14 protein-coding genes and 1 pseudogene are annotated in these 12,321 nt (G+C 69.6%); 8 read left to right on the forward strand and 7 right to left on the reverse strand.

The features are described 5' to 3' along the window. Positions 1-58: 58 nt before the first annotated feature. The 4 genes from ACGFZK_RS05510 to ACGFZK_RS05525 all read right to left on the reverse strand — a co-directional run bounded on the left by ACGFZK_RS05510 (position 59) and on the right by ACGFZK_RS05525 (position 2,590). Complete coding sequence (locus ACGFZK_RS05510) at positions 59-820, reverse strand: hypothetical protein (RefSeq protein ID WP_393847524.1); 762 nt, start codon at positions 818-820, stop codon at positions 59-61. A gap of 161 nt (positions 821-981) precedes the next feature. Next, on the reverse strand, positions 982-1,827 hold the full coding sequence (locus tag ACGFZK_RS05515; protein WP_393847525.1) for a helix-turn-helix domain-containing protein: 846 nt from the start codon (positions 1,825-1,827) through the stop codon (positions 982-984). A 21-nt stretch (positions 1,828-1,848) separates the two neighbouring features. After that, positions 1,849-2,364, reverse strand: coding sequence for a DUF6879 family protein (locus ACGFZK_RS05520; protein ID WP_393847526.1), 516 nt, complete (start codon positions 2,362-2,364; stop codon positions 1,849-1,851). Beyond that, positions 2,336-2,590, reverse strand: coding sequence for a hypothetical protein (locus ACGFZK_RS05525; RefSeq protein WP_393847864.1), 255 nt, complete (start codon positions 2,588-2,590; stop codon positions 2,336-2,338). The genes ACGFZK_RS05520 and ACGFZK_RS05525 overlap by 29 nt, the downstream gene beginning before the upstream one ends. Positions 2,591-3,268: 678 nt before the next feature. On the opposite strand from ACGFZK_RS05525, the gene ACGFZK_RS05530 reads away from it, so the two are divergent. After that, positions 3,269-3,415, forward strand: a complete 147-nt coding sequence (locus tag ACGFZK_RS05530) for a hypothetical protein (RefSeq protein ID WP_393847527.1) — start codon at positions 3,269-3,271, stop codon at positions 3,413-3,415. A gap of 6 nt (positions 3,416-3,421) precedes the next feature. Continuing rightward, on the forward strand, positions 3,422-4,591 hold the full coding sequence (locus tag ACGFZK_RS05535; RefSeq protein ID WP_393847528.1) for a methyltransferase domain-containing protein: 1,170 nt from the start codon (positions 3,422-3,424) through the stop codon (positions 4,589-4,591). A 98-nt stretch (positions 4,592-4,689) separates the two neighbouring features. Here the strand turns inward: ACGFZK_RS05535 and ACGFZK_RS05540 are convergent. Continuing rightward, positions 4,690-5,088: pseudogene (locus tag ACGFZK_RS05540) on the reverse strand (radical SAM protein); the annotation flags it as partial. 102 nt (positions 5,089-5,190) lie between these two features. Between ACGFZK_RS05540 and ACGFZK_RS05545 the strand changes: the two are divergent. The 5 genes from ACGFZK_RS05545 to ACGFZK_RS05565 all read left to right on the forward strand — a co-directional run bounded on the left by ACGFZK_RS05545 (position 5,191) and on the right by ACGFZK_RS05565 (position 10,351). Continuing rightward, entirely contained in the window at positions 5,191-5,349 is a 159-nt protein-coding gene (locus tag ACGFZK_RS05545; protein WP_393847529.1) for a hypothetical protein, read from the forward strand. A 96-nt stretch (positions 5,350-5,445) separates the two neighbouring features. Next, positions 5,446-5,889, forward strand: coding sequence for an SRPBCC family protein (locus tag ACGFZK_RS05550; RefSeq protein WP_393847530.1), 444 nt, complete (start codon positions 5,446-5,448; stop codon positions 5,887-5,889). Between the two features lie 161 nt (positions 5,890-6,050). After that, on the forward strand, positions 6,051-6,884 hold the full coding sequence (locus tag ACGFZK_RS05555; RefSeq protein ID WP_393847531.1) for a M55 family metallopeptidase: 834 nt from the start codon (positions 6,051-6,053) through the stop codon (positions 6,882-6,884). 1 nt (position 6,885) lies between these two features. Further along, positions 6,886-8,310 carry a M20/M25/M40 family metallo-hydrolase gene (locus ACGFZK_RS05560; protein ID WP_393847532.1) on the forward strand — a complete coding sequence of 475 codons (1,425 nt, stop codon included), beginning with the start codon at positions 6,886-6,888 and terminating at the stop codon, positions 8,308-8,310. A 13-nt stretch (positions 8,311-8,323) separates the two neighbouring features. Further along, positions 8,324-10,351, forward strand: a complete 2,028-nt coding sequence (locus ACGFZK_RS05565) for a prolyl oligopeptidase family serine peptidase (RefSeq protein ID WP_393847533.1) — start codon at positions 8,324-8,326, stop codon at positions 10,349-10,351. On the opposite strand, the gene ACGFZK_RS05570 is transcribed toward ACGFZK_RS05565, so the two are convergent. Then, positions 10,348-10,890 carry a hypothetical protein gene (locus ACGFZK_RS05570; RefSeq protein WP_393847534.1) on the reverse strand — a complete coding sequence of 181 codons (543 nt, stop codon included), beginning with the start codon at positions 10,888-10,890 and terminating at the stop codon, positions 10,348-10,350. The two genes, ACGFZK_RS05565 and ACGFZK_RS05570, sit on opposite strands and share 4 nt — an antisense overlap. A gap of 24 nt (positions 10,891-10,914) precedes the next feature. Beyond that, entirely contained in the window at positions 10,915-11,652 is a 738-nt protein-coding gene (locus ACGFZK_RS05575) for a hypothetical protein (protein WP_393847535.1), read from the reverse strand. A gap of 86 nt (positions 11,653-11,738) precedes the next feature. Between ACGFZK_RS05575 and ACGFZK_RS05580 the strand changes: the two genes are divergently transcribed. Further along, positions 11,739-12,317 (forward strand): GNAT family N-acetyltransferase, encoded by a 579-nt coding sequence (locus ACGFZK_RS05580; protein WP_393847536.1) that lies wholly within the window; start codon positions 11,739-11,741, stop codon positions 12,315-12,317. The last annotated feature ends 4 nt before the right edge of the window (positions 12,318-12,321 follow it).

Consider the following 12,321-nt stretch of genomic DNA (forward strand, 5'->3'; position numbering starts at 1 on the left):
ATCGACCGGCAGGGAGGCAGAACTCTGGCGCCGCAACTCAAGCAATTTGCGCGGAACCTCAGCGCCTGCTTGTCCTAGGCCCAATAGTCACACTCCCTGAGGAACGCGGAAAATCTCGATCCGCTTCGTCAAGATAGACTCGGGATGACGCAATTCCCGACACAATTGCCTGCACCAAGATCTCATTAGCATCCCTAAGGGCCCTCAATCCGTTACCGAACAGGACCACCGAGGCGAATACTCCGAGAAGCATCCATGGGGTCCAGCACCAAGCAAGGATCGGCCAGAGAGAAATTGAATAGAAGCCTACATTCAAACGAAAGTCGGCCTCGGCATCGAATCGGTCATGCTCCAAGTACACATCCAAATGATTGGCAATCAGACCCATTCTGATCTCAGTGAACTCGAGCACGATTTCATCCCTTAGTTTCCTGAAATCGTCATCAGAGGCCGTATCTTTCCTCACCTTGAATGCAGTCGAAGCAAATTCGAATAGCGCGGCTTTCGATTGAGCCGAGAGGGTGGCAAATCGATGAGGGGCCACTTGCGGAAGCTTAAGTCGCGACAGAATGCCCATCATTTGATTCGACGACAGCCGGACGATATCTCCTACTAGGTACAGCAGGAATGAGATAGCGGCCGTGACGGCCGCACTACCAGCGACGCTGCCCAACGCGTAAACCCGATCGATAAAACCCTGTGCTTCCGACCGGCTGGGAACGTGCTCACCTATCAAGATCCATACTTGAAACGCGAATAGCACGCCAAGGGCGAACGGCGTCCGAAAGTGGCGGAAGCCCGGCAGGAGACTTGTCAGCATGAGCGCCATCATGCACGCGGCGTGCGCCTCAGGGAGGCGTTTCGAGCAACTGGGTGGACTTCAAGTCAGGGGGCACCGTACCGGGCCACGCCAGCCTGCCCGTGTTCGCGGCCTCCTGATCCCCGGCGCGGAGCTCGTTCCAACTACTGGCGTCTCATCGACTACGCCAGTGCGTTGATGCCAGACGTGAGCAATGTTCGAGCATCAGCCCCGTACACGGCAACCTCTTTCAGCTTCCCAAATGCCTTGAGGTACAGAGCTACGTCACTCGGCTGAGTTTCTTTAATAGCCGCCGAAAGAGTTTCCACGTGAACACGCTGGCCATCAAAAATGGTGAACGTCTCCAACGGCCATGCTTGCCGGGGTGCTGTGAACGGAATGATTCCCAGCGAGATGGAAGGCAGCGCCATCACGGAAAATAGATGACCTAGCTGAGCAGCCATTATTTCGGCGCTGCCGATGCGGTACCGCAACACTGATTCTTCAACCAGCACAGCGAACCGGTGGTTACCTTCGCGGATTACATGTGATCTGTTCATGCGCGCTTTCACAGCGTCCGACACGTCGTCGGGTGTCCCCCGAAACTGCGCGATGGAGGTCAGCAAGGCAGTTGCGTAACCGGGGGTCTGGAAGAATCCTGGCACCACGTTGGAACAATAGACGTGGAACTGCTGTGTCTGCTCGTAGAGCGGTACGCCCGACTCTTGTAGCCGCCGGAGCCCTGTGCGTTGCAGCCGCTTCCACTGGACGTACATGGAATCCGCTTGCCGGTTGGCAGCGATCAAGTCATCGGCATTTCCTGGCATGCCGCATGCTGTGCACCATGCCTTTATGTCGGCATCGCTGGGCGGTGTTTTGGCGTGCTCAATCCGCGACGACTTGGACTCACTCCACCCGCACCGGACAGCCAACTCGCGGGCGGTGATTCCCGCGTCAAGCCTCATCTCCCGCAACCGCATGGCTACGGCTTCCCTGGCTTCTTGGGCTTTGGACGAAGGGGATGACATTGGTTGGCTGTCCGGTTCGGCTCAGATCGTGTATCGGCTGTGTGGAGTTGCGCGCTGCCAGACTTCCTCGAACGCACTGACACAGAGCTTCAAAGTGCTGGCGTCAGTGCTTAGTTCATCCGTGACGTGGCTGCCGTCTCCGGCGAAGTGGTGGAAGCGGACTAGGTTTCCGTCGAACAGCCAGAAGTCATTGGCGGGTACCAGGAACCCCGTTGCGTGACTGCGGGGCAGCCAGCGCACGTCCTCGCCAGCCATGACGTTTGCGCGCGTCGCGTAGTGCTCCCAGCGGATGTACCCGCTGACAGGCTCCGATACCACTCGGGCACGACGAATGGCCACACCACGGGCTACGGCATCCGCAATGGTCTGGTGGAACGGATGCCACCAGGATTCGCGGTCGTCCCAGTCGACGCGTTCACCGCGTTGCCATGCTTCTAGCCGGGGGTTGCTCCCATAGTCGTCTCGCAGTTCCAAATGGACGGCCGATTCACGGGTGTTGGCCAGTAGCTCACTGAACGGCGGAACGCTCGACGGCATCGCACGCTTTCCTGATCATCGGCACCATGCGTGCCGGAATCCTGATGACTTCCTCGCTGTCAGGGATGGAACCCCTGGCCGGGCTATTCGCCTCACAGGTTGCGCGGAGTGCAGGGCCCGCCTTCCACCCCTGCAACACCAGCTCGCCGGCCTCCTCGTCGGCCCAGACGGTGGGGCAGTGCTCAAGGTCAGTGTTCGGGTCGATCCCAACGAACCGTAGCGCCATGACGGCCTCTCTCCGGATGTGGTTTGCCTGAACTTGCATGGCCATCTTCTCGTTCCAACGTGGACAGTCAAGGCCGCCTGCGAGCAACTGACGCGCAAGCTGATGCAAGTTGCTGGGAACTGCCGTTGTGCCACCCCTAGCGTCGCCGTCATCACGACAGCAGCGAGGGGACGGCGGGCATGGTGAGTAAGGCTGTTGCAGCAGAGGACGAGTTCGATTACGTGACCTTCACCGCGAAGCGCGAGACCTGCCCGGCCTGCCGCAAGTCGATCCCCCTGCACCTGCCCGCCCGGCGGGGGATGCTCGCACGCAAGGAGGGCCCGCCCTGCGTCGCCTACTGGCATCTCCGGTGCGTCAAGGTTGGCGGGGGTCGGCCGTGAGATCCGTAATCCGGCACGCCGAACACCGGATCATCCGGGACCCGGAGACCGTACCCACCGTGGTAGCAAGCTGCCTCTTTACGGACTGTGGATGGTCTGCTGTGCCCGGTCCCGACGTGGCCGCAGTAGACCGCCAGTGCATGACCCACACGGCTCTGAATCAGGGGCACAGTCGGTTTCTCCGAGGGTTCGAAGACATCGCCGTTGTCCATCGGGTCGCGAAGACCTGAGGCAGACTCCCGCCCCGTCAGGGCGGGCCAGCAAGCCCCCACATCCATCACGAGTTGAGGAGTAGCAGATGCCCAAGCACGGTGGCGGTTCCGGAAGCGGTCAGGGCGGCAGCCAGCAGGACGACGGCAGCAGCGGGCGCGGACACGGGGGCGGCGGTACCGACACGGGAAGCGGCGGGAACAGCTCTGACGGTTCCGGCCCCGCGAAGAAGTAGCACCGGATGACCGCGCGCAAAGAGGAGGTGGGTCCTTCGGGGCTCGCCTCTGCGCTCGTTGCTTCGGGCGCTCTCCAATCGGATTGGCTGCCGACGTTCAAGGCAGTCCCTCGGGACATGTTCGTCCCTGACCGCATCTGGCCTGGCATCGCTGACGGCACCCGGCAAAACCCCGTGGTGGACCGCGCAAAGGACCCGGACGCGTGGCTCAGGGCCGTGCACTCTGATATCCCGCTCACCACTCAGTGGGACGACGGCAGCCATACCGGGGACGGGTTGGGCAAGACGCCTTCAAGCTCCAGTTCTCAGCCTCACATGGTGTTCTCGATGCTGACCGATCTTGATGTGAAGGACGGCCACAGGGTTCTGGAGATCGGGACGGGAACGGGCTGGAATGCGGCGCTCCTCGCTCATCGACTCGGCGCTGAGAACGTCGTCTCCATTGAGTTCGACCCTGCTGTCGCCAGGGGGGCCGCAGAGAATCAGCGCACCGCCGGAATCTCCCCGCTGGTGATCGTCGGGGACGGAAGGCTGGGTTACGTCGGGGGCGCTCCGTACGATCGAGTGATCGCTACCTGTTCGATCGGGGAAGTTCCACGGGCTTGGGTGGACCAGACCCTGGCCGGCGGGCTGATCGTGGCCCCCTGGGGGCCCCTGTATGGAGGGGAGGCGATTGCCCGGCTGACTGTGGCCGGTGGGGCCGCGAGCGGCCCGTTCACGCGCTCCAGCGCCTTCATGCGGCTTCGACAGCAGCGCCCGGCACTGCATCCCCATGACGCCTACCTCAAGGGTCATGAGTGGCCCGCAGACGGCGCCAGGAGCACCACGAGGCTTTCCCCCGCTGAGGTCGGCGGATGGGTGGAACAGTTCGCGATCGGGCTACAGATGGCCGGGGCGTTCTGGACCGTGGAGCGCTATGACGACGGCGCCTACACGCTGTGGACCTACAGCGCTGACACCCTGTCTTGGGCGTCCGTCGACTATGAGCCGGGGGCCGACTCCTTGGACGTGGTGCAGTCCGGCCCGCGAAGGCTGTGGGACGAGACGGAAGCCGCCTACCTCTGGTGGGAGGGGCAGGGACAACCCGGGTTCGAGCGGTTCGGCCTGACCGTGGACAGCGACGGGGAACGGGCCTGGCTCGACTCCCCGGACCACCCCGTCCCGGTAGTGGGCTGACGTCCGCTGAAGCGCCCCGTTTGTGTGCCTCCACCGGACGCATGGCGGGGCGGTTTGGTGTTTTTGCAGGTCAAGCATGCTTCGGGGGGTGTGCAACTGCCTTCGGCGCGCTGGTAGCAGTCGACGTTGGTGCCCATGGCGACGTGCGCGCCGGTCCAGCGGGGCGAGCCGAGCTCGCGGCGCAGCAGTTCGGGGGCGTTGGTCTTGACGACGATCTGCGAGTCGAAGCCGATGCCGGTGTCGAGGTCGAGATAGCTGTGCGTCTTGCGCGCGAAGCAGTACACGCAGGCGTGGCTGCAGCCCCGGTACGGGTTCACGGTCCATTCGAACGGCATGCGCGAGGCCCCGGGCACCCGGTTCACGATCGACCGGGCCCGTACCTCGTGGAAGGTGATCCCCCGGAACTCGGGGGTGTCGACGGTGCGGGTCACGACGGCGTCGGCCCCGAAGAGCCCGGCCGGACCCGTGGTGCCGTCGGTCAGGTTGTCCCAGCGCATGTGCGCCTCCCTCGGTTGCTCACCGGCCGAGAATAGAACAAACGTTCCCATGATCGTGCGGCACGGTACATCCGCTGGTCGGCGCCGGACGGACGTGCGAGGGTGACCGCCCTGGCGGGATGGAGCATGACGGTGTGCCTGCCCGGGCGCGCCCGGGACCGGGCCCGGGAGGCGGTGGCCGAGGCCATGGCCGCCGCGCAGGCCTGCCTGGAGGCGCTGCCGCCCGACACGCTCCTGGTGAACGTGCGCTGCCGCGGCTGACGCGCCGGTGCCGGTCCCCGGACCGGATTTGGGCCCCCGCCCCGGAGGTGGTTGGCTTCGCCGTGACGAGCCGACACAACTGCTGGAGGAACAGCTATGGCGCAGGTCGAGGCCACCACGGAGCGGATCATCGCGGCTGACGCGGAGACCGTGTTCGACGCGCTGGCGGACTACACCGGGACCCGCGGGAAGCTGCTGCCCGAGCACTTCAGCGAGTACGAGGTGCGCGAGGGCGGCGACGGCGAGGGCACCCTGGTGCACTGGAAGCTCCAGGCCACCAGCAAGCGCGTGCGCGACTGCCTGCTGGAGGTCACCGAGCCCACCGACGGCCAGCTGGTGGAGAAGGACCGTAACTCCTCCATGGTCACCACCTGGGTGGTCACCCCCGCCGGTGAGGGCAAGTCCAAGGCCGTGGTCACCACCGTGTGGAACGGCGCCGGCGGCATCGGCGGCTTCTTCGAGCGCACCTTCGCGCCCAAGGGCCTCGGCCGGATCTACGACACCGTGCTCGAGAACCTGGCCACCGAAGTGGAGTCCTGAGCAACGGCGTTGACGGTGAGGCCGGGGCGGCGGCCTCACCGGATCGGGTGAATGCGGCGGCCTGCGGGCCGCGCAACGCGCCGGGGCGCGAGCCCCACGGCCACTTCAGGCCCCGGCGGCTAGGGTGGGCCCCTGAGCGCAACCGACCGCCCGGGGGCCCGATGAAGATCCTCATCTCCGCCGACATGGAAGGCGCCACCGGCGTCACCTGGCCCGCGGACGTGCTGCCCGGAACCCCCCAGTGGGAACGCTGCCGCGCGATGTTCACCTCGGACGTCAACGCCGCCGTGCTCGGCTTCTACGACGGCGGAGCCGACCAGGTCGTCATCAACGAGGCGCACTGGACCATGCGCAACCTGCTGCTGGAGAAGCTCGACGCCCGCGCCGAGATGCTCACCGGCCGCCACAAGACCCTCTCCATGGTCGAGGGCGTCCAGCACGGCGACGTCGACGGCGTCGCCTTCGTCGGTTACCACACCGGGGCCGGCTCCGAGGGGGTCCTCGCCCACACCTACCTCGCCAACTCCATCACCGGGGTCTGGCTCAACGGGACGCGCGCCGGCGAGGGGCTGCTCAACGCCCACGTCGTCGCCGAGTACGGGGTCCCCGTCGTCCTGGTCACCGGCGACGACCTCACCTGCGTGGACGCCGCCGGATACGCCCCGGGAGCCGCGACCGTCGCCGTCAAGGACCACGTCTCGCGCTATGCCGCCGTCTGCCGGACCCCGGCCCGTACCGCCGCCGACATCCGGGCCGCCGCCAAGGAGGCCGCCGCCCTTGCCGTACGCCACGATCCGGTCCGCGGCGGGCCCTTCACCGTGGAGCTGGAGTTCGACGCCGCGCACCTCGCGATGGCCGCGACGGTGGTCCCGGGTGTGGACCGGTGCGGGGAGCGCCGGGTCGCGTACACCAGCGAAACGATGTACGAGGGGATCCGGGCCTTCAAAGCGGTCACGACGGTCGTCTCGGCGGCAGTGGAGGAGCAGTATGGCTGACATGTGCGCAATCAACGCCGAGCGCCCCGCCGGTGCCGTCGACGCCGTGGACGCGGAGGAGGCGGTGGACACGGGGGAGGCGGTGGACGCGGTGGACGGGGTGGACGCGGTGGACGGGGTGGCCCTCGACGAGGCCGTCGAGTTCACCTCCGGTCTCATCCGGATCGACACGACCAACCGGGGCGGCGGCGACTGCCGCGAGCGCCCCGCCGCCGAGTACGTCGCCGAGCGGCTCGCCGCCGCCGGCCTGGAGCCGGTCCTGCTGGAGCGCAGTCCGGGCCGCACCAACGTGGTCGCCCGGATCGAGGGCACCGACCCCTCCGCCGAAGCCCTCCTCGTACACGGCCACCTCGACGTGGTCCCGGCCGAAGCCGCCGACTGGAGCACGGACCCCTTCTCCGGCGAGATCCGGGACGGCGTGGTCTGGGGGCGGGGCGCCGTCGACATGAAGAACACGGACGCGATGGTGCTGGCCGTCGTACGGGCCTGGGCGCGCGCGGGGGTGAAACCGCGCCGGGACATCGTGCTCGCCTACACCGCCGACGAGGAGGACAGTGCGGTCGACGGCTCCGGCTTCCTCGCCGAGCGCCATCCGCACCTCTTCGAAGGCTGCACCGAGGGCATCAGCGAGTCCGGCGCCTTCACCGTGCACTCCGGCCCCGGCGGCCGCGCCCTCTACCCGATCGCGGCCGGCGAGCGGGGCACCGCCTGGCTGAAGCTGACCGCGCACGGCACCGCCGGTCACGGCTCCAAGCCCAACAGGGCCAACGCCGTCAGCCGGCTCGCCGCCGCCGTCGCACGGATCGGTGAGTACGAGTGGCCGGTCCGGCTCACCGACACCGTCACCGCCTGCATCACCGAACTCGCCGCCCTGCAAGGCCTGTCGGTGGACCCGCGGCGGCCCGGCCTCGACGTCGACGAGCTCCTCGACGAGCTCGGGCCGGCCGGCGCGCTGGTCCGGGCTACCGTGCGCAACAGCGCCAACCCGACCATGATCAGCGCCGGTTACAAGCTCAACGTGATCCCCGAGCGCGCCACCGCCTACGTCGACGGCCGGACCGTGCCCGGCGGCGAGGCCGAGTTCATCGCCACCCTCGACGCACTCACCGGCCCCGACGTGCGCTGGGAGTTCCACCACCGGGAGGTCGCCCTCGCCGCCCCCGTGGACGGGCGCACGTACGGGATCCTGCGCGAGTCCGTCGAGCGGTTCGACCCGGCCGGGCACGTGGTCCCCTACTGCATGGCGGGCGGCACCGACGCCAAGCAGTTCTCCCGCCTCGGCATCACCGGCTACGGCTTCTCCCCGCTGAAGCTGCCGCCCGGCTTCGACTACTGGGCCCTCTTCCACGGCGTGGACGAGCGGGTCCCGGTCGAAGCCCTGCACTTCGGCGTCCGCGTCCTCGACCACGCGCTGCGGTCCCTGTGAGCGGGGCCCGGTGATGGCGGCGACGACGCGGCCCTACGGCAGCTGGCCCTCACCCATCGACGCGGGCCTCGCGGCCTCGTTCGACGGGCGCCCCGAGTACCTCGGCACCGTCGGTCCCGAGGTGTGGTGGACCGAGCCCCGGCCCGAGGAGGCCGGCCGCCGGACCCTGGTGCGCCGCCGCCTTGCCGACGGCGGGCCCGAGGTCACCGAACTGGCCGCGCCCTGGAACGTGCGCAGCCGCGTCACCGAGTACGGCGGCCTGCCCTGGGCCGGGGCGCAGCGGCCCGAAGGCGGGCCCCTGCTGGTCTTCGTCCACTTCGCCGACCAGCGGCTGTACGCGTACGAGCCCGACGCGCCCGGCGGGCCCGGCGGGCCCGAACCGCGGCCCCTCACCCCGCTCTCCGGCTCCGGCGGCGGCCTGCGCTGGGCCGACCCGGTGCTGCGTGGCGGCGAAGTCTGGTGCGTGCTGGAGGAGTTCACCGGGCCCGCCCCGACCGATGTGCGCCGGGTGCTGGCCGCCGTACCGCTGGACGGCTCGGCGGCCACGGACCGCGGCGCGGTGCGGGAGCTGACGCACGACCGGTACCGGTTCACCACCGGGCCCCGGCTCTCCCCGGACGGCCGGCGGGCCGCCTGGCTGGTGTGGGACCACCCCCGGATGCCCTGGGACGGCACCGAGCTGCGGGTGGCCGAGGTCACCGCGGACGGGGAGCTGGCCGACGCCCGGACCGTACTCGGCGGCCCCGACGAGGCCGTCGCCCAGGTCGAGTGGACGGCCGAGGGGGCCCTTCTCGCGGTCAGCGACCGCGGCGGCTGGTGGAACCCGTACAGCGTGGACCCGCGCACCGGCTGGGCCATCAACCTCTGCCCGAGGGAGGAGGAGTTCGGCGGCCCGCTGTGGAAGCCGGGGCTGCGCTGGCTCGCACCGCTGCCCGGGGACACCCCGCACGCCGCGGGCTCCGGGAGCGAGCTCGTCGCCGTCCTGCACGGGCAGGGCTCCCCGGTGCTCGGCATCCTCGACCCGGAGAGCGGCGACCTGGTGGACGCCGCCGGACCGTGGACGGCCTGGCAGCCCACCCTCGCGGTGTACGGCACCCGGGTCTACGGGGTCGCCGCCAGCCCGCGCAGCGCGTACGAGGTGGTCGAGCTGGACACCGCCACCGGGCACGCCCGGGCGGTCGGCGCGCAGCGCCCGGACCCGGTGGACCCGGCCTACTACCCGGAGCCGCAGAGCCGCACCTTCCTCGGCCCCGACAACCGCCAGATCCATGCGCACGTCTACCCGCCGCACCACCCGGCGTGCAGGGCTGCCGCCGACGAACTGCCCCCGTACGTGGTCTGGGCGCACGGCGGCCCCACCGACCACGTGCCGCCCGTACTGGACCTGCACATCGCCTACTTCACCTCGCGCGGCATCGGCGTGGCCGAGGTGAACTACGGCGGGTCCACCGGGTACGGGCGCGCCTACCGGGAGCGGCTGCGCGAGCAGTGGGGCGTGGTGGACGTGGAGGACTGCGCGGCGGTGGCCCGGGCGCTGGCCGCCGAGGGCACCGCCGACCCCGCCCGGCTCGCCATCCGCGGCGGCAGCGCGGGCGGCTGGACCGCGGCGGCCTCGCTGGCCGCCACCGACCTGTACGCCTGCGCCGCGATCATCTACCCGGTGCTGGACCTGGTGGGCTTCGCCGAGGAGACCCACGACCTGGAATCCCGCTACATCGAGAGCCTGGCCGGGCCGCCGCAGACCCTTGCCGTACTGAGCCGGGAGCGTTCCCCGGTGGCCCGCGCCGACGGGATCACGGCGCCGTTCGTCCTGCTGCAGGGGCTGGAGGACCCGGTCTGCCCGCCGGCCCAGGCGGAGCGGCTGCTCACCGCCCTGCAGGGCCGGCCGGTGCCGCACGCGTACGTGACCTTCGAGGGCGAGGGCCACGGCTTCCGGCGGGCCGACACCATGATCCGCGCGCTGGAGGCCGAACTGTCGCTGTACGCCCAGGTCTTCGGCATCGACCGGACCGACGTCCCCCGGCTGGAACTGGAAACCTAGGGGGTCACGGCCGTGGCTGCCGGAGTGGTGCGCACGGTCCACCAGACCGAGCCGAGGAGCAGGGCGCCGGGGGCGATGCCCGCGACGGTCGCGATGACGGCGAGGGAGGCTCCGGAGGCGGCCAGGACCAGCCCGGCGGCGCCGCATGCGGCCATGGCGGCGGCGAGCAGCCGCAGCGGCGGCATGCGCCACACGGCCGCGAGGCCGAAGAAGTGCAGGCCGACGACGAGACTGATCCAGGCGACCGTGGCCTGCGGGGCGTGCAGCACGCGGTTGACGACGAACGCACCGGCCAGCGCGGCCACCACCTCGGCGGCCACCACGAGGCGGTACCCCCGGCCGAACGGCTTCGGCGCCGCGCCGTCGGCGGGTTGGGGCGCGCGCGTCCGCCGCAGGGCGATGAACAGCCCGATGAACACGGCGACCGCGAGCACGCGCAGCGCGACGGCGGCGGCCGTGGGCAGCGCTCCGGCGTTCGCCAGGACGAAGACGAGCCCGAACACGGCGCCTATGAGCCGACTGGCCTGATTCGATGTCACGGCGTCAGTCTCACCCGAAGTTGATCAATCCGCCAAAAGGCGGGGCTCGTCGCTCGTGCGGAGCCACACACGCAGCGGGCCGATCGCGGTGAAGCCGCTCCGGACCGCCGCCTCCAGGTCCTCCCCGTGCTCGTAGCCGACCATGTCCCCCTCCGGCCACCGGGCGGCGGCCGCGTCGAGGACACCCGCCCAGGCGGCATCGCCGCCGAACAGGTTGGAGACGCCGACCACGCCCCCGCCGGTGCTCAGGACGGCCCCGGCGACGATCCTGCCCCCGGCGCGACCGGCGAGGAAGACGGTGCCCCCGCCGAGCAGGGCCGGCCGGAACAGCGCATCGCCCTCCGGGCTCACCTCGCCGTCGAAGGCCGCCTCCCAGGCCGCCAGCTCCCCGGCGCCCGACACCTCGGACCACGCCAGGCGTCCCGCATTCGCCTTCGGGAGCGGCGCCCCGGCCGGCCGGTGGATCCACTGCGCCTCGAACAGCACCTCGAAGCCCTCCCCGGCCAGATCGAGATCGGCGAAGCTGTCCTTCACCGAGCAGCCGGGCGAGCCGGTGTCGACCCCCCGCACCACGCTCCTTGCGGGCACGCCCGGCTCCAGGGTCACGGCATCGGGATACGACGGCGGAGTCCGCCGCGCGCTGAACCAGAGCCCCCGGCCGTCGTACTGCGGCGCCAGACCGTGCGCACGGCACACCGCCCCGCACCACGCGGCGTTGTTCAGCGCGGCCCTGCGGAGCGGCGTCATTCCCGTCTCGTCCATGATCACGTCGATGATGCTTCCACACTCCTCGACGACGGGACGCGGCGGACCGTGCGCGGCCGGGCGTGGGTTCGTAGCCTGGGGTGATGACCTTTTCGATCTACCTGCGGGAGGGCGGCCGGGTGGGCCTGCGGCCCTTTCGGCTCGCCGACGGGCCCGAGTTCATCGCACGCGTGCACGAGAGCCGGGAGCTGCGCCACCCCTGGCTGTCCCCGCCCGGCACCATCGAGGAGTACGAGCCCTACGCCGCCCGGCTGACCGAGGGTGAGGGCCGCGCCGGATTCCTCGTGTGCGAGCGGGGGACCGGGGCCATCGCCGGCTTCGTCAACGTCAACAACATCGTGCGCGGCGCCTTCCAGTGCGGGGCCCTCGGCTACGGGGCCTTCGCGCACGCCGCCGGGCGGGGTCTGTTCCGCGAGGGCCTCGCTCTCGTCCGCGCGCACGCCTTCGCCCCCGAGGCGGAAGGCGGCCTCGGGCTGCACCGGCTGGAGGCCAACGTCCAGCCCGGCAACACCGCATCGATCGCCCTCGTCCGGGGCGCCGGTTTCCGGCTGGAGGGGCTCTCCCCGGACTTCCTGAAGGTCGACGGCGCCTGGCGCGACCACGAGCGCTGGGCCGTCACGGCCGAAATGCAGGACCCCGGCGGGCCCCATCGCACAGGATGAGGAC

It is taken from the genome of Streptomyces sp. NPDC048257 (genome assembly GCF_043201855.1).
Classification (GTDB): domain Bacteria; phylum Actinomycetota; class Actinomycetes; order Streptomycetales; family Streptomycetaceae; genus Streptomyces.

Excerpts from the sequence above, each read along its gene's own strand:
- ACGFZK_RS05510 (WP_393847524.1), bottom strand. The coding sequence starts at position 820 with ATGCTGACAAGTCTCCTGCCGGGCTTCCGCCACTTTCGGACGCCGTTC.
- ACGFZK_RS05530 (WP_393847527.1), top strand. The coding sequence starts at position 3,269 with ATGCCCAAGCACGGTGGCGGTTCCGGAAGCGGTCAGGGCGGCAGCCAG.
- ACGFZK_RS05515 (WP_393847525.1), bottom strand. The coding sequence starts at position 1,827 with ATGTCATCCCCTTCGTCCAAAGCCCAAGAAGCCAGGGAAGCCGTAGCC.
- ACGFZK_RS05555 (WP_393847531.1), top strand. The coding sequence starts at position 6,051 with ATGAAGATCCTCATCTCCGCCGACATGGAAGGCGCCACCGGCGTCACC.
- ACGFZK_RS05580 (WP_393847536.1), top strand. The coding sequence starts at position 11,739 with ATGACCTTTTCGATCTACCTGCGGGAGGGCGGCCGGGTGGGCCTGCGG.
- ACGFZK_RS05575 (WP_393847535.1), bottom strand. The coding sequence starts at position 11,652 with ATGGACGAGACGGGAATGACGCCGCTCCGCAGGGCCGCGCTGAACAAC.
- ACGFZK_RS05565 (WP_393847533.1), top strand. The coding sequence starts at position 8,324 with ATGGCGGCGACGACGCGGCCCTACGGCAGCTGGCCCTCACCCATCGAC.
- ACGFZK_RS05520 (WP_393847526.1), bottom strand. The coding sequence starts at position 2,364 with ATGCCGTCGAGCGTTCCGCCGTTCAGTGAGCTACTGGCCAACACCCGT.
- ACGFZK_RS05550 (WP_393847530.1), top strand. The coding sequence starts at position 5,446 with ATGGCGCAGGTCGAGGCCACCACGGAGCGGATCATCGCGGCTGACGCG.
- ACGFZK_RS05525 (WP_393847864.1), bottom strand. The coding sequence starts at position 2,590 with ATGGCGCTACGGTTCGTTGGGATCGACCCGAACACTGACCTTGAGCAC.
- ACGFZK_RS05535 (WP_393847528.1), top strand. The coding sequence starts at position 3,422 with ATGACCGCGCGCAAAGAGGAGGTGGGTCCTTCGGGGCTCGCCTCTGCG.
- ACGFZK_RS05560 (WP_393847532.1), top strand. The coding sequence starts at position 6,886 with ATGTGCGCAATCAACGCCGAGCGCCCCGCCGGTGCCGTCGACGCCGTG.